8 protein-coding genes are annotated in these 17,865 nt (G+C 41.1%); 7 read left to right on the forward strand and 1 reads right to left on the reverse strand.

Features of this window, described 5'->3' with window-relative positions; genetic code table 11:
* Positions 1-4 precede the first annotated feature (4 nt).
* Positions 5-595 carry a c-type cytochrome gene (locus tag AC1DDK_RS06040; protein ID WP_288879169.1) on the reverse strand — a complete coding sequence of 197 codons (591 nt, stop codon included), beginning with the start codon at positions 593-595 and terminating at the stop codon, positions 5-7.
* 451 nt (positions 596-1,046) lie between these two features.
* On the opposite strand from AC1DDK_RS06040, the gene AC1DDK_RS06045 reads away from it, so the two are divergent.
* From AC1DDK_RS06045 to AC1DDK_RS06075, 7 genes are all read left to right on the forward strand, one after another.
* A complete protein-coding gene (locus AC1DDK_RS06045; RefSeq protein ID WP_246269448.1) occupies positions 1,047-4,034 on the forward strand; it encodes a SusC/RagA family TonB-linked outer membrane protein in 2,988 nt (995 codons plus the stop codon).
* Between the two features lie 23 nt (positions 4,035-4,057).
* Positions 4,058-5,428: a RagB/SusD family nutrient uptake outer membrane protein gene (locus tag AC1DDK_RS06050; RefSeq protein WP_172660113.1), complete on the forward strand. Its 1,371-nt coding sequence runs from the start codon at positions 4,058-4,060 to the stop codon at positions 5,426-5,428.
* A gap of 12 nt (positions 5,429-5,440) precedes the next feature.
* Entirely contained in the window at positions 5,441-6,775 is a 1,335-nt protein-coding gene (locus tag AC1DDK_RS06055; RefSeq protein WP_172660114.1) for a DoxX family protein, read from the forward strand.
* Positions 6,776-6,786: 11 nt separating this feature from the next.
* The gene (locus tag AC1DDK_RS06060; protein ID WP_288879171.1) at positions 6,787-8,478 is read left to right on the forward strand and encodes a hypothetical protein; all 1,692 of its coding nucleotides are present in this window, start codon (positions 6,787-6,789) and stop codon (positions 8,476-8,478) included.
* A gap of 163 nt (positions 8,479-8,641) precedes the next feature.
* The gene (locus AC1DDK_RS06065; RefSeq protein ID WP_288879172.1) at positions 8,642-12,727 is read left to right on the forward strand and encodes a hybrid sensor histidine kinase/response regulator transcription factor; all 4,086 of its coding nucleotides are present in this window, start codon (positions 8,642-8,644) and stop codon (positions 12,725-12,727) included.
* Between the two features lie 195 nt (positions 12,728-12,922).
* Positions 12,923-16,108, forward strand: coding sequence for a SusC/RagA family TonB-linked outer membrane protein (locus AC1DDK_RS06070; RefSeq protein WP_288879173.1), 3,186 nt, complete (start codon positions 12,923-12,925; stop codon positions 16,106-16,108).
* Positions 16,109-16,119: 11 nt separating this feature from the next.
* A complete protein-coding gene (locus AC1DDK_RS06075) occupies positions 16,120-17,823 on the forward strand; it encodes a RagB/SusD family nutrient uptake outer membrane protein (protein ID WP_288879174.1) in 1,704 nt (567 codons plus the stop codon).
* The last annotated feature ends 42 nt before the right edge of the window (positions 17,824-17,865 follow it).

The following is a 17,865-nucleotide window of genomic DNA, read 5'->3' on the forward strand; positions in this document are numbered from 1 at the left end:
TTCCTTACCTGACTTCAGGCCCTCCTTTACGGTCATCCATAATGAACAGTTTTTTTGCAGGCATAACGATGCCTGGTAATGTTTTTGCATTCAGCAGCTGATTTTGTTTAATGATTTTATTGGCATAAAGAAGATAGGCAGTAATGCTGTATACCTCGTTATCGGTCAATGATCCGGGTTGGTTGTAAGGCATTGTTCTACGGATGTAGTCAAACAATGTAGTTGCATACGGCCAGTAATTTCCGATGGCCTTAGGCCTGCTTTTCGCTAAAGTATCGCTAACCAGGACGGGACCAGGGAGTTTGATTTTTGAAAGATCTGTATCGTTATTGCCATGACAAGCCATACATTTTGATGTATATATTACTTTACCTTTTAATACATCACCTTGCCCCGCAGGAAGTCCTTTTCCATCTGGACGTACGTCTATATCCCATAAGGCAATTTCTGCTGTTGTAGCCAACCTGCCAAAGCCAAATCTTGAAGGATAACCTGTCTCATTTTTATGCGTTGATGGGACGGGCTGCTGGGCAGATACCTGATGAAATAAATTCAGACCTAGCAGGGCTGTTCCAACAACAATTTTTATTTTCATTTCTAATTTACAATTGACCTTATGACGGCCAAATATAATAAAATCTAGTAAATCGATAGAATTAATTTGTTTTTGTAAAAAATGCCGTTACATTTGTGGAAAAAGAATCAATTACTATGATTAAATAAACACATGGAAAAACAATTACTCCACAAAAAAGAAGACGCCACATCTATTCGCCTGAAGTTGAAATTCTCAGCTTACTGTTGTTGCTGTTTCGAGCAATAGCATTTTTGCTACTCCCTTAAAAAAATAAAGACAGGATAAGATCCTGCCTTTACGCTGGCCATCAGTATGCAACGCCAATCACCTACTGAAATGCCACTAGTTTCAACCAACGATTAATTAATTAAAACTTTTTAAAGTTATGCAAAATTTTAAAAAGGAGAGGCCTTTATCTAGTGCTCGCTCCTTTGTTAAAAAAACATTACTGCTGCTTAGCGGTCTTATAATGTTTTTATTTATTCCATTGATTTCCAGGTCTCAAACCCAAACAATTGTCAATTCTACATTAAAAGGGCAGGTTATAGACCAGGTAACCAGAAAAGGAATCGCCGGTGCCAGTGTAAGCATTACAGGTACTACACATTCGGTACAGACTGACAAAGATGGTAGGTTCAACTTTGTAACTGGCCAGAAACTGCCCTATACTTTGGTTATCACTTTTATCGGATATGAGAAAAGGGAAGTGATAGCCAGAACTGAAGCTATAGAAATAGAATTAAAGGAGATTACTAACCAATTAAATGATGTGGTAGTAGTGGCCTACGGTTCGCAGGAGCGCAGAAACGTAATCGGATCTGTCGTAAAAACCAGTCTCGATGATGTAAAGAACATTCCGGGTGGTAGCTTTGAATCGCAGCTTCAGGGAAAAGTAGCTGGTGTACAGATCACCAATAATACGGGTGTGCCAGGCGAGACTGTAAACATTCGACTGCGCGGGGCTAATAGTATTAACGGAAACAACAATCCTTTGTATGTGATAGATGGGGTATTTATAAGTAATACCAGCTTGCAGACTTATGATACAGGTGGTAAGTCCACATCGCCTATTGCTGATATTAACCCGAACGATATTGCGAGTATTTCTGTGTTGAAAGATGCTGAAGCAACTGTGCTTTATGGGGTTAGGGGAGCCAATGGGGTTGTTATCATTACCACTAAGCGTGGTAACTTTAACCAGAAGCCGAAGCTTGATCTGAATGTAAATAATGGTTTTGCAAAAGCCATTAAACTATGGGATCTGGCAACCGGCCCACAACATGCTGAATTGATTAACGAGAATTACATCAATACTGGTGGAACTTTTGCTACCCGCCCGTTCCGTCCTGTTTCAGAAGGAGGCAGAGGCTTACCTGAAGAGCAGCAAACTTACGACCGCTTAAGTCAGGTTTTTCGTACTGCTGCGCTGCAGAATTACGATGTTTCTTTGGCTGGAGGAAACAACGGAACAAAATATTACATTTCGGCGGGATACAACAAACAGGAGTCCATTCTGGCACCTATATCTTTCGATCGCGCCAGCTTCAAGGCAAATTTTGATCAGAAGATCACTAATAAAATAACAGTGGGTATAAGCAACACCCTTGGCAGGACCCACCGCAATGAAGGCCGGGCAGGAGATGGGCCAGCTGGTGGTTTACTTCAGGCGGCACTGCACACACCTACATATCTGTCACCTTATAATGCACAGGGTGTATTGGTTGGTAGAGCCGGCTTTGATAATGTACAGCTTTTGCTTGAAAATTACGACATCAACTCTACCAGTTTACGTTACATTGGTAACCTATACGGTGAGGCAGAACTCTTACCAGGACTGAAGTTCCGTTCCAGTTTTGGTTTGGACTATACCAATTATCCTGAATCTGAATATTGGAATACTTTCCTGATCTCGGGAAGTCCAAATGGTCTGGCCACTTCATCCGTTGGTCAGCGCACCTCGCTGCTTAATGAGCAAACACTTTCCTATAGTTTTAAGGTTAATGACAAACATACATTTGGCATTTTAGTGGGTAATACATTGCAAAGCGATGTGAGTAGTACCACTTCGGCCACCGGCAGAGGCTTTGCCAACAATTCGTATAAGCTTATTTCCTCCGCTGCGGTAACTACTGGTTCAGAAAGGTGGTCGAGAAGGAATCTTGCTGCCTTCTTTACTAAGCTTGATTACAATTTCGATGGCAAATACCTGCTTGATTTCAGTCTGCGTGCGGATGGATCATCTGCATTCGGAAAGGACAAGCAATGGGGGTATTTTCCCGGCGTAGGTGCAGCATGGCAGGTTAAAGAAGAAAACTTTTTGAAAAATGTGGACTTTATCACTGATCTGAAGATCAGAACTAGTTATGGTATTACAGGAAGCCAGAATGGTGCCGATGATTTTTCTTCACTTGGCCTTTGGTCTGGAGGTTCATCATACCTTGGAAACCCAGGTACAGCACCTCAGCAAATTGCCAATCCTGATCTTGGCTGGGAGCAAACTACTCAGTTCAACACAGGATTTGATCTCTCTTTATTTGAGGGCAGGCTGGCATTTTCATTTGATTACTACAGAAAATATACCAGTGATGGGATAATTTCCAGCCCGTTAGCCGCTACAACAGGCTTTAGTAGTTATACTAAAAATCAGATAGAGATTAGTAACAGGGGCTATGAGCTGGGAATCAGCTCTACCAATATTAAAGGAAAGGACTTTAACTGGACAACGAGCTTCAATATATCCGGAAATAAGAACAAAATAGAGAAATTATCTGCACCGGTGAAGTTTGGAAGCAGGGACCTGATCTGGAATATAGAGGGAAGCCCTTTGTACTCTTTCTACCTATATAAAGAGCTTTATGTAGACCCACAAACGGGTAACGTGGTGTATGATGATTACAATAAGGATGGTAAGATCACTGCTGCAGATAGGCAGGTCTACGGGAGCGTATGGCCTAAGTTCTTTGGCGGTATGGGTAATAATTTTGCTTATAAAGGATTAGATCTGGGTGTATTCTTTTCCTTTTCTTATGGAAACAAGGTGTATAACCACAACAGGTTTTTTGGTGAAGCTGGCGGAGCACGTGATGCCAACCGTATCATTTTTGCCAGTAACGTAGACAGGTGGCAGAAGCCTGGTGATGTAACGAACACACCAAGGCCAGATGGAATTAACAACAACAACTATAAAGATGATGGCAGTCGTTGGCTGGAAGATGCCTCTTTCCTGCGCTTACGCTCTTTGGTACTTGGTTATACACTTCCTAAATCGATTACAGAACGGGTTAAGCTGGATAGGGTGAGATTGTCTGTGACGGCTAATAACCTGTTCCTGATCACCAATTATACAGGCCTTGATCCTGAGTCTTCTGCCAGTAGTTCACAAAATGCGCAGGGAATTGATCTGGGTACACCACCACAGCCACGGAGTTTTCAATTTGGTATAAATGTGTCCCTATAATTAGGGATAAGAAATTAGAAATCATGAAAAAAGCAATATATATCTTGTCCTTCTTTAGCATCCTGTCCTTCTCCTCTTGCGAGAAATACCTGGATGTAGAGCCTCGTGCATCAGTGTCAGACAAGCAAACGATCTACGACAATGCATCGTCACAAACTGCACTAACCGGGGTTTATGCTGCACTGGCATCCGGGTCTTATTATGGTACCACATTTCAGTCAATTGGATATCTCAATGGTGATAACATACAATGGACAGGTTCACAATCACAGGTTCAGGAATTCATAAATCATAATGTTAGTGCTGACAACTCTACCATCAGCAGCGCTTGGTCGGCCATTTACCTAACCATTAGCAGGGCGAACCAGGTTATTCAAAAGGTTCCTGGAGTAACAGATCCACTCCTTAACCAAAGTACAAAAGACCAGATCGTTGGTCAGGCTTATTTTATTCGTGCATTAGCCTATTTCGATCTGGCCCGAACCTGGGGCAGCGTACCGCTGATCACCAAGCCTACTGAAACGGCAACTGATAACAGTGGGATTCCGCGCAGTCCGCAAAATGAAGTATACGCACAAGTGTTGAACGATCTGGATAAAGCAGAACCTCTGTTGACTGAAACTACGGACAGACATAGAGCTACCCGAAAAACAGTATGGGCGCTAAAGTCGCGGTATTACTTATATAGAGGCGATTGGGCAAATGCAGAATTGTATGCAACAAAGCTGATTGTTGATAACGCGAATTACAAATTACTGAAACCTTTTGGAAGTTTCTTTCAGAACGATGCCAGGGCCACTCAGGAGTCTGTGTTCGAACTCTTTTACAGCGCTGCAGAAACCAATGGGCATCGTGGACAATGGCAGCCTCAGCAAAATGGGGGAACTCGCCAATGGGCACCCAATGATGCATTTGTAGCATTGGTAAATGATCCACTGATTGGAGGTACAAGAAGTGTTTTGGTGGCAAAAGACAACCAGAACCGTTGGTATGGCAATTTATATTACAGGAGTCCTGCAACAGATCCTTCTTATCTGATTCGCATAGCTGAACTTTATTTGATCCGCGCCGAAGCACGAAGTAACCAGGCTCCCGACGGTGCGACTGTTGCTAATGATAAGTTAGCCGGTGCCATTGCTGACCTGAATGCGGTGCGAGACCGCGCTGGACTGGCGGGAACACCTGCAGTTACCAAAGCAAATGTGTTGTTGGCTATTGAAAATGAAAGAAGAGTTGAATTTGCTTTTGAGCCGCACCGCTGGTTTGACCTGGTAAGAACAGGAAGAGCATCCGTTGTACTGAACATTACTGACGTCAGAAAATACCTGATGCCTATTCCTAATGATCAGCTGCTGATAGATCCGGCATTAGGGCCAAATAATCCAGGATATTAAAATTTATAGATTATGACAACTATTAAATTAGATCAATCTTCTCCTGAATGGAATGGTTATGAAAAAACCGCTCTGCGCTTCTTTTTCATCTATTTCATTCTTCAAACCATCCCGCTGGACTGGAAGTACTATAAAGGAATCTTTGCCATTAACTGGCTCAACCTCAATTATGGAGATATTTTTTTCATTACCAGGTATTTCCCCAGCTTTGGTTCTGCCACAGGAAGTTTCATCGACTGGATCATTATTGCCGTCATAGCCGCCATTGGGGCCGCAGTATGGGCTAAAAAAGAGAAACCAGATACAGATTATAGCATTTTGTACTACTGGTTAAGGACCATATTGAGGTACAGGCTGGCTATAGGAGTTATCGGTTACGGGCTTATCAAGTTTTTTCCGTTGCAGGCACCTTTTCCATCCATCAGTAACCTGAATACCAGTTATGGCGACTTTACCGACTGGAAGATATTCTCACTGAGCCTTGGTGTAGTGCCGGGTTACGAGTCTTTTCTTGGTGGAGTGGAACTGCTTGCAGGCATTCTCTTGTTCTTCAGAAGAACAGCCTCAATAGGCGCGTTTATTATACTGGTGTTTACAGGGAATGTATTCATTTCAAATCTTGCTTACGAAGGCGGAGAATATGTGTACAGCTTTTACCTGATCTCGCTGGCTATATTTGTATTGGCCTATGATGCAGGGCGAATCTATAACCTGATCTCACTGGGCAAACCAACTGCTCCGAATTTATTTAAGCCCGTATTTACCGGATGGTTAAAAAATGGCAGGATTGTTTTGAAAAGTGCAGTGATCTTCTTTTTTGTATTTGTTTACGGGTTTAAGACCTACAAAGGGTATAGGACCGACCCTTATCAGTTTCCAAAAGCAAAAGGATTAAAAGGAGCTAGTGGGATTTATAATGTTAGTGAGTTTAAACTCAATGGCAAAGTATTCCCTTATTCTGTTACGGATTCAACAAGATGGAAGGATGTGGTGTTTGAAAAATGGGCCACAATAAGTATCCGTTCAAACAGACCGGTTATACTTGATTCTACCAACTATGAACAGATCAGCTATAAAGATAAAGACAGAAATTACGAGTTGGCCGGTTCCGGTGGAAGACATTATTACAGCTATAAAGCAGATACAGTAAACCATCTGTTATTACTGCAAAACAAAAACAGTAATTACAAGAACGATAAACTGGTACTGAAGTATAGCAGGCCAGATAGCGCAACAATAATCCTTTCGGGCGTTAACAATTCAAAAGATTCTGTTTACGTTTTACTGAACAAAATAGACAAGAAGTATCCCATTAAACTTGGCCGTCGTAATCGTCTGAAACTTTAATACAAATGAAAATGAATAATTCAGAAAATACACCAACTCAGTGGTCGACAGGCAAAAAAATAGCATTTCGCATTACGTTTGTGTTCTTCTTGCTGGTATCCATTCCGCTAAGTAGTGGTTGGTATAAAAATTTAATTGCCATCGATTGGCTAAATCCACATTATCGTGATATATATGATATTGCACGCTTCGGTACCAATACACCCCCTGTGCTATTTGGTGGTTCAGGACGGCCAAACATTGCTGATGGGGAAGGACAAGAAGCTGCCAGTCCTCAAAAACAGCGTCGCAGCGACTCCTTAACGCGGGCAAAAGGTGCTGAATCATCAAAGATTGATTCAGATAAAGAGAGATCACAACGCAATGAAAGTAATGTTCAGAGAAAAAGAAGCTGGCTTAGCGACTACAGTTCATGGGGAAATGCATTGGCTATAGCAGTAGTAGTAGGGCTGGTGTGGAGTTTGCTCGACCGAAAAAGGCAGTCTTACAATGTATTATATTACTGGCTAACCGTAGTTGTACGTTTTAGGGCAGCTATAGGGATTATTGGTTTTGGTTTTACAAAATTGTTCCCAACTCAAATGCCGTTTCCTTCACTGGGCCTCCTGAATACAGATTTTGGCGACTTTACCGCACAAAAAATCTACTGGCTTTCCGTAGGTATAGTACCCTGGTATCAGGTATTTGGTGGTATAGTAGAACTTGCTGCCGGAGCCTTATTGCTCTTCAGAAAGACAGCTACCTATGGTGCTGTATTACTTATTGGTGCATTGGGCGATATCACTTTTGTGAACTATGCTTATGATGGTGGAGTGCATGTATATGCCTTCTATTTTGTTTTGCTGGGCACTTTAGTCATTGCTGCAGATGTGCCAAGATTATACAACCTGCTGATTCTTGAACGCTATACCGTACCACAATTTTACTATCCGGATTACCGTAAGCCGATATATAAATATACCAGGTTTGCATTAAAAGGACTTACCATCCTTATCTTCTTTGTAATTCTGACTTATACCGAAGTGATTAATTTTAAGTATGATCCTTATAAACAGCCATCAACAGCAGGGGTGAAAACACTAAGGGGCAATTATAATGTTACGGTGTTTAAAATAAATGGACAGGAGATTCCGTATTCCCCATTAGATAGTGTACGATGGAAGGAAGCCACCTTTGAAAAATGGACCACGCTGACATTCAGGATTAATAAACCAGTAGTAGTTGACCCGTCCAATGGTGGTGGCAGTCCAATGCGCGATATACAACGTACATTCGAAATTGCCGGTACCGCAGGCGGACAGCGTGCTTTTCATTACTATGCTGATACTGTAGAACATGTACTTTATCTACAGGATAAAAATGCCCTTGCATCTAGAGGTGGACGAGGCAGAAGGGGTGGCTCCGACGAGAAGGAAAGCGGTAAAACAGATAACTGGATCAGTAAAGTGGCATGGAAGAATATAGGTGATGAAAACAGGATGATCGATAAACGCGCCTGGTCTACCAGAAGAGACCGTGAATTTGCTCGTCCTGAGCGGAGTTCAAATCGGGCCAGGTTGACATTGAATTACCATACCACTGATGGAAACAAAGTTATCCTGGAAGGATTAAATGAGAATAATGATTCTCTTTATGTTGTATTGGATAAAGTTAACAGGAAATACGTTTTGCCTGAAAGTAAACTTAGCGCAGGAAAATACTAAACAAAATTTTTCGCTCATATGGGTCGTATGAGCGAAAAATTCATGATGGTTGTTGAAATTGATGGCTAAATGTTATCTTCGAGGATAATTTCCGTCTCAACTATACCCTACTATCCATAGGTTCATCATGCGTTTACTTTATTTTTTTATTGTTTTAATATGGATGGAAGTTCAGTCTCTGCCTGTTCAAGCACAGCTAAGTTCAGAGGGGAACAATGAACAATCTTTGTATCGAAGCTATGCATTTAAAACATATACTATTGCAGATGGACTGCCTTCTAAAAATACGACAGCCACTCTTAAGGATCGAAGAGGTTTTATTTGGATAGGTACTGAAAACGGCTTGTGTCGTTTTGATGGTTATACATTTAAAGTATTTTACCATGCGGAAGGAGATCATACTTCTATCAGCAATAATTATGTTAGCACAATAGTAGAGGATCATCAAGGTAGGTTATGGGTTGGGACAATGGATGGCTTAAATTTACTGGACCCACTTACTGAAAAGTTTCAGGGCTTTCATCATGATGAAAAAGTAGGTTCTTCGATCAGTAATGATAAAATATGGTCGATACTTTGTGATCGTGAGGGAACCATATGGGTTGGAACAGATGATGGGTTTAATAGATTTCATGAACAAACCAGATCCTTCACCACTTATCAGCCCAATCCGGGTATACCAGGTGCTATGGTTGGGAAATCAGTTAACGCTATTGTCGAAGACAAACACGGAAGCTTATGGCTTGGAAACTGGAGTGGTGGACTGAATAAGTTTAATAAGCACACAAAGCGTTTCACCAATTTTCAGCAGACGCAGTTACCCGGACTTAAAAATCCAAACGACATCTGGTCACTTGCATATGATGAAAATGGTATAATTTGGATTGGTACTTACTGGAGTGGTCTGTTTAAGTTCGATCCGGAAAAAAACAATTTCAAGTCAGTTCTGTTGCCAGATAGGGCCAGTAATGGTGTCTACAGTATCTTGCCAATACAAAAAAACACGCTCATTGTTGGAGCAAGTAATGGGTTCTATTGGTTGAATACTCAGAATTCTAAATGGGAGCCTATTAAAAATGTGATAAACTATGCTTTTGGAGATTCCTACATAGATCGTAATGGTATCATTTGGATTAACGGCAGGAATGGTGTTTTGAAGATTGATCGTCAGCAATATAAGTTTGATTTGACAGATCTTAAGCTGGAGAATTGCGAAGTGAATAGCCTGGCAAGTAAAAGTAATACGCTTTGGATTGGTACCAGCAAGGGACTGTTTACGCTAGACTATAAATCTGGAAAGATGTCTGGCTTTAAAAAAAATGTACAAACAACTAGCTTAAAGAGCAATGACATAAGTAAGCTTTATTTTGATAGCAAGGGGGTTTTATGGATTTTGACCGAAAATGGATTTGATAGCTACGATCAGGAGCGCAACTTATTTGTTCACCATAATCATCACTCCGCTTTGGGCAGTCTTTTTAACGAAGATGTTTTTCGGGATATCCTTGAGGTTGACCCCGGCATCTACTACCTTGCAACCGATGCGGGGCTTAAAGTTTACAATAGCAATAACAATACTTTTAAGCATTATTATAACAAAAAGGACGACAGGTATTCCTTAAGCAATAACCACCTTTATTCCTTGTTAAAGGACAAAAGAGGTGATATTTGGATTGGAACATATGGGGGCGGACTAAACCGTTTTGACAGAAACTCAGAACGCTTTCAGGTGATCCGGTCTTCAGAACGCTCAGGTACTGGAATCAGTAGCAACATTATCAGAAGCCTTTATCAGGACTCCAATGATAACATTTGGATCTCTACACCAGATGGATTAAACAAATATGTAGCTAAAGAGAAACGTTTTGTTACATATTCGAAAAAGGATGGTTTTTCCAATAATGTATTCAGAGGAATTACTGAAGATGCTGAAGGAAATATGTGGGTAACTACTGAAAGTGGAATATCAACATTTGATCCTAAGCATATATCAGTTAGGAATTTCGATGAGGCTGATGGGGTTTACGTGAATTCGGTTATGTTTAATGATGGGCAAAACATACATCTGGCCGGAAGTAGGGGAATTATCAAATTTGATCCCTTGGCTATCCATTCAAATAAAACCATACCACCAGTATATTTTACTGATTTTCAATTGTTCAATAAATCTGTTCTCCCAACCTCCAAAGGGCCTTTAAAAGAAAACCTGAATATCGTAAAGGAACTGACTCTTGACTATGAGCAAAGTGTTTTCTCATTTGAATTTGTGGGCCTAAATTACAGGTATCCAGAAAAAAATAAATATGCATATATATTAATAGGCTTTGATAAGAAATGGAATTATGTTGGTTCACAACGTAAGGCAACTTATACAAACTTAAATCCGGGAACGTATAAACTTTGGATAAGAGCGTCTAATAATGATGGTGTATGGAACAATAAGGGAAGGATTCTGGTTATCCATATCAGTCCGCCATGGTACTGGACCTGGTGGGCGTATCTTTTATATGCGGCAGCAGTTTGCCTGGCCATTTACGCATATATACTGTACAGAAATAAACAGGAAGACCTGAAGTATAAAATAAAGGTAGCCAATATCGAAAGTGAAAAAGAAAAGGAACTCAATGAGAAAAAACTTTCTTTTTTTACCAATATTTCTCATGAATTCAGAACTCCTCTTACTTTAATCATCAATCCGATTAAGGAATTGCTTTATCATGATGATAAAAATGTAGATACCAGTAACCTTAATATCGTTTATCGGAATGCAAAAAGACTACTGAGCCTGGTTGATCAGCTACTGCTTTTCAGAAAGGCTGATACCCAGGCAGATAAGTTGAAAGCTGCAGATCTGGATATCGTCAATTTGTGTAAAGAAGTATACCTGTGTTTTTCACATCAGGCTCGCTCAAGAAAGATAAACTATGAATTTATCTCTTCACAAGATCATATACAGATTTATGCAGACCGCGAAAAATTAGAGATTGCCATATTTAACCTGCTTTCAAATGCAATAAAATTTACACCAGATGAAGGACGCGTTTCCCTTGAGGTGTCAGAAACTTTGGATACAGTAAAGATTCAGGTCAATGATAGCGGATCTGGCATTCCCGACAACGCAGGACAGAAAATTTACAGCAGGTTTTATCAGGAGCCTGATCATAACAATTCTTTAAGAACTGGCTTCGGTATCGGATTATATCTGGTAAAGAATTTCATTGAGAGTCATGGCGGTACGATCAGTTATAAAAGTAGCCAGAATCAGGGGACTACCTTTTTTATCACGTTGCTGAAAGGAAGAACGCACCTTAACATAGATCAGATTCTCCCGGTTTCGGAAACGAGTTCTTTACTGTTAAAGGAATTGGCCGATGATGAGGTGAATCCGCTTGATCAAAAAGAAAGTATAACTGTAGAACAATATGACGCTGCCTTTGCTTCAGAAAGAAAATCCCTCATTATCATAGATGACAATAAATCCATCCGGGATTATCTGGTTGAGGTTTTTAAAACCCAGTACAACTTGTATGTTGCTGCAAGTGGGGAGGAGGGGATGAAGATGATCCGGGAATTTCTTCCTGATTTCATCATCAGTGATGTCATGATGCAAGGCATTAGCGGAATAGAGATCTGTAGCCTGGTCAAGGAAGATACCTCTTTATGCCATATTCCAATAGTGTTGCTGACCGCCAGTTCATCGCCTGAAATTAAATTGAAAGGTATTGAGATCGGTGCCGATGATTACATCAGTAAACCTTTTGATAAGGATTTGTTGGTGGCCAGGGTTGCGGGTATTTTGAAAAGCAAGAGCAGCCTTCAGCAATATTTCTACAATGAGGTTACTTTGAACCCAAATAATTTTAGAATCTCGGCTGAGTACAGAGATTTCCTTCAAGACTGCATCAGGATTGTAGAAAAACACATTACTGATCCAAACTTTAATATTCAGATCCTGGCCGATGAGATTGGTATGTCGCGCTCTAACTTGTTTAACAAAATCAAATCTATTTCCGGACGATCGTCTAACAGTTTTATTCGTTTTATACGTTTACGGAAAGCTGCTGAAATATTTATTAATACAGACAATACCATTTCAGAGACCATGTTTATGGTGGGCATGAATGACATTAAATATTTCAGAGAGCAGTTTAATAAATTGTTCGAGATGAATCCTTCAGACTACATCAAGAAATACCGCAAGAATTTTTCAAAAAATATTACCCTAAACAAGGATGTAGTAAGGAAATAGCCTTTTTTGAGGTGGAATCTAAATTTTACCCCTCTAATATTGGTTGTTTACCCCCTTTGATTCTCTGTAAATCCATCGAATTTAGCCCTGTCGACTCAATCGAAGATCGGGTATTTATGTTGTGCGCACAACATAAATCCTGTGTTTGAACGGGAGCAGTTGACAGGATAATTTCAAAACCAAATATAAATCGATATGAGAAAAACTATACGAAATGTATATTCTCCGCTTTGGCCGATGACAAAGAAGGTGTTTGTTGCAACGGTAATAAACGCGGTACTGCTTTCGGCGCAGTCGACACAAGCATCAGAGCTGATAGTAAAACCCTCAACATTTAATGCTCGGCAAGCTGTGATCACAGGTACAGTGCGCGATGAAGCAGGCAACCCTTTACCGGGAGTAAGTGTAATTGTGAAAGGAACAACAACCGGATCAATCACTGATGCACAAGGTAAATACAGTATAAATGCGCCTGACAATGCCATCCTTGTCTTCACTTATATTGGGTATACAAAAATAGAATTGCCTGTTGGAGGAAAGACTTTGCTAAATATCCAGCTCACTCCCGATCAGACTTCATTAAATGAACTGATTGTTGTTGGGTATGGTACCCAAAAGAAAGAAACGGTAACCGGATCTATCTCGCAGGTAAAGGGAACTGAACTTGTTAAAAGTCCACAGCCCAACCTATCCAATGCACTGGCAGGAAGATTTTCGGGTGTGGTAATCAATAATAGAGGAGGAGAACCAGGATACGATGGTTCGAGCATCACAATTCGCGGGCAAGCCACAACCGGTAGCAATGCCGTGCTTGTAGTGGTAGATGGTGTACCCGGACAAATCGGAGGTTTGGAACGCCTGGATCCGAACGACATTGAAAGCGTGTCGGTACTGAAGGATGCTTCGGCAGCGATCTATGGTAATCGAGCTGCCAATGGAGTAATCCTTGTAACCACTAAAAAAGGTAAAACAGGTAAGCCTACCATAAGCTACAGCTTTAACCAGGGTTTTAGTTCACCTACCCGTTTGCCAAAACTTGCGGATGCAGCAACGTATGCGCAGATCATGAACGAGATCAACTATTACGCAAGTGAATCCGGAGGTTTGAACCAATCTTATTCCGAAGAACAAATTCAGAAATTCAGGGATGGTTCTGATCCGATCTTGTACCCGAATACAGACTGGGCTCAAACAGTGCTCAAGAAATCTGCGCTGCAGAATCAGCACAGTTTGTCTGTAAACGGAGGAACTGATGATGTGAAGTATTACATGTCGCTTGGTATGATCGATCAGGACGGAATCTATAAAAATGGGGTTACCAACTATAAACAATACAATTTCCGCTCAAATATTGATGCAAATGTGAGCAAGCGTCTGAAAGTGGGATTATCACTTGCCGGCCGCGAAGAAAATCGCAAATTTCCAATAACTGGCGCCAATGATCTTTTCAGATCACTTTACCGCTCTAAACCTATTGTAGCTGCATTTTATCCAAATGGATTGCCAACCAGAGGGATAGAAGGCTCAAACCCTGCAGTACTTGTAACGGATTTGGGGGGGACTAGCAATAACCCTACACAGGTGCTTAATGCTATTTTGAAAGGCAGCTACCAGATACCGGGTATCGAAGGCCTGTCGGCAGATGGATTTTTCTCTGTAGACAAGTCTAATGTATTTGTGAAAACCTTTAATAAACCTTATTTATTGTATGAGTATCAAGCATCAACCGATACATACACTTCAGGTGTTTATGGAGGGAATAACAATAAAGCCACCCTTAAAGAATCGCAAAAACGAGAATCATTACTTACTTCAAACATTAAACTGAATTTTGAGCGTAAGTTTGGTGTACATAATATTAACGCCTTTGTGGGGTATGAGCAAAGCAAAAATAACCTTGAGTTCTTTGACGCTGATCGCTTCAATTACCTGTCAAACCAATTGCCTGAGCTTTCTCAGGGAGGAACAGCAGCAACAGATTTTCTGAATTCCGGTTACAGTTCAAACTATACCCGCAAAAGTATAATCAGCAGACTGGCGTATGCCTACGACGATAAATATCTATTTGAAGGTCAACTGCGTCGCGATGGTTCATCCATCTTTGCTCCTGGCAAACAATGGGGTACTTTCCCCTCGGTTTCTGCTGGATGGCGCATCAATAAAGAAAAATGGTTCGGTGATAATGTGAAGTTCTTCGACGAACTGAAGTTAAGAGCTTCTTATGGTTCGTTGGGTAATGACAATGTTAATGCATTTCAGTACTATGATAATTACATTCTGGTAGGTAATGGCTTTGTGGCGCAAGCACCAGGTGGTGCGCCAACTATTCAACCGGGAGTGGGTTTGTCAAAACTTGCTAACCCGAATATTACCTGGGAAGTATCAAAAAAACTTGACATAGGGATTAACGCTACATTCCTGAAAAACTTCACATTTGAGGCGATCTATTTCAAACAAAAAAGGTCCGACATCCTTGCAACACGTAATGCCTCTCTTCCTGGATCTTCTGGTATTGTGAATCCTTATAATGATGGCAGTTCAAATTACAATCCATTAGTTCCTTCAGAAAATATTGGTAAAGTCAACAGTGAAGGTTTTGAGGGTACACTGGGCTATACGCATCGTGGAAATGAATTCAACTGGGGTGTGTCTGGTAACATGACTTATGCTAAAAGTGAAGTCATCTTCATCGATGAAGCCTCTGGTACGTTAGATTACCAAAAAAAGACCGGCAGGCCACTGAACAGTTATTTGTTGTACAATGCGATAGGCATCTTCCGTACCCAGGCTGATCTGGATAATAATCCTCATGTTTCAGGAGCGAAAATCGGCGACCTGATCTATGAAGATTATAATCGTGATGGCGTGCTCAACGCAGATGATATGAGCATGGCAAAATATGGTAACATTCCTCAAATTACGTATGGTTTTAACTTCAATGCCTCTTATAAAAACTTCGATCTTTCGGTATTGTTCGCAGGACAGGCAAGGGTAAGCCAGTATGTATTGCCAGAATCAGGTAGTATAGGTAATTTTTATAGCAGTTGGGCCGATAATAGGTTCAGCCCTTCCAATCCTAACGGATCTTTTCCAAAAGTGACTGAACGTGCAGGTAACGCCATTAGTGGGGGTGCTTATAAAAACAATTTCTGGCTGAATAATTCTTCATTCCTGCGTCTTAAGAACGTAGAGCTTGCCTACAACCTGAAAGGAGATTTTCTATCAAAGATCAAGGTTTCCGGAGTAAGGATATTTGCAAGTGCCTTTAACTTATTCACAATCACTAAAGTAAAAGACTATGATCCTGAAGGTAGCAGCGAAAGCGGACAGTTTTATCCGCAGCAAAGGATCATCAATTTAGGTGCAAACGTTAAATTTTAAATCTTGTAAAAATGAAGTACAAATATAGCATACCAGTTTTTATTTTATTAAGCGGTGTACTGGCACTGAGTTCATGTAAAAAGGATTTTCTGGATGTTACTGCAACAGACCGGATCCCAACGAATACGTTGGAAACAGATACCGCCGTGTTTGAGGCTTTTGTAACCAATAGTTACATTGGAACAAGGCTGCAAGATAAAGAAGCAGATGGAACCAATCCAGGATTTGGACGTGGGTTCGAATATAGCATGTGGAGTTCATTGACTGATGAGTCCATTTATAATAATGATGACAATACCTGGTTGGTACAAAGAGGGCAGTTAGCCCCGGAAAACCTGGGAGCACTTGGCGTATTATGGGGCAGAAGCTACCGCGGCATTCGCGAGTGCAATTATGCCCTCAAGGTTTTAACTACCATACAAATGAGTGCCGCGCGTAAAACAAGACTCGAAGGTGAGTTAAAGTTCATCAGGGCATTCCGTTATCAGGATCTGATCCGTAACTACGGAAAGGTAGTGCTTATGGGAGATCAGGTGCTTGGCTTAACAGATAACCTTCAGGATCCTGCGCTATTCAAACGTTCAACTATTAAAGAGGGTATTGATTATGTAGCAGCACAGCTTGATGACGCTGCGGCTAAATTGCCGTTGAATAATGATAATTCATGGTTATTGGGCAGGGCTACCAAAGGTGCTGCATTGGCACTAAAATCCAGATTATTGCTGTATGCTGCCAGTCCTTTATATGAAGCAGCGGGTACCTGGCAAGCTGCGGTAAATGCAGCACAGCAGGTAATTGGCCTAAACAAATATGGAATCTATCAGGGAGGCTATGGTAATATGTTCCTGATTAACGAAAGTAATGAAGCCATATTTGAACGTGTGTATACCAAGAATGCCAATCACACTCACCTGGAAATCGCTAACGGACCAAATGGCTATGGCGGTTGGGCCGGAAATACCCCTACGCAAAACCTGGTAGACGTTTATGATCTAACCAACGGCCTTCCGGCAAATACCAGTAACCCTCTGTATAATCCAGCTAAACCTTATGAAAATCGTGATCCGCGTTTTAAAGCAACCATTTTGTATAATGGTGCAGCTTATCGCGAGCGTAATATAGAAACGTTTATACCAGGCGGAAAAGATAGCAGAGATGGAAATGACAACTGGAATACTACAAAAACCGGTTATTATCTTAAAAAATTCATGAACGATGCCTATCCTTTGCAGAATCCATGGGGTAATGCTGGCTTCCAGCCCTGGATTTATATCAGGTATGCTGAAGTTTTGCTCAATTTTGCAGAAGCAGCAAATGAAGCCTATGGCCCCGATGTTGTACCAGCCGGATCAAGCTTCTCAGCCCGTCAGGCCATCAATATGATCAGGTCAAGGGCTAGTGTAAATATGCCGGATCTGGCTGCTGGAATGGCACAGACTGATATGCGTACTGCTATCAGACACGAACGTCAGATAGAGCTTGCGTTTGAAGAGCATCGTTTCTATGATGTTAGAAGATGGAAAATAGCAGATGTAACGGAAAATCTTCCTTCAAGAGGTGTGGTCATCACCAAAAATAATGATGGAACTTTTACTTTTACTTCCAAGATAGCACTTGATGGGCGTAAGTTCGAGACCAAACATTATTGGTTACCAATTCCAAGGACTGAAATTCTTGCCTCAGGGAACCAATTACAGCAAAATCCGAACTACTAGCAGAATTTATAGAATGCCGGGAAACAAAACGTTTTTCCGGCA

This window comes from Pedobacter sp. 05T44 (genome assembly GCF_056395985.1).

What these genes read in the sequence shown, in the direction of transcription:
- AC1DDK_RS06040 (WP_288879169.1), bottom strand. Translation starts at nt 595, where the DNA reads ATGAAAATAAAAATTGTTGTTGGAACAGCCCTGCTAGGTCTGAATTTA.
- AC1DDK_RS06045 (WP_246269448.1), top strand. Translation starts at nt 1,047, where the DNA reads ATGTTTTTATTTATTCCATTGATTTCCAGGTCTCAAACCCAAACAATT.
- AC1DDK_RS06050 (WP_172660113.1), top strand. Translation starts at nt 4,058, where the DNA reads ATGAAAAAAGCAATATATATCTTGTCCTTCTTTAGCATCCTGTCCTTC.
- AC1DDK_RS06055 (WP_172660114.1), top strand. Translation starts at nt 5,441, where the DNA reads ATGACAACTATTAAATTAGATCAATCTTCTCCTGAATGGAATGGTTAT.
- AC1DDK_RS06060 (WP_288879171.1), top strand. Translation starts at nt 6,787, where the DNA reads ATGAATAATTCAGAAAATACACCAACTCAGTGGTCGACAGGCAAAAAA.
- AC1DDK_RS06065 (WP_288879172.1), top strand. Translation starts at nt 8,642, where the DNA reads ATGGAAGTTCAGTCTCTGCCTGTTCAAGCACAGCTAAGTTCAGAGGGG.
- AC1DDK_RS06070 (WP_288879173.1), top strand. Translation starts at nt 12,923, where the DNA reads ATGAGAAAAACTATACGAAATGTATATTCTCCGCTTTGGCCGATGACA.
- AC1DDK_RS06075 (WP_288879174.1), top strand. Translation starts at nt 16,120, where the DNA reads ATGAAGTACAAATATAGCATACCAGTTTTTATTTTATTAAGCGGTGTA.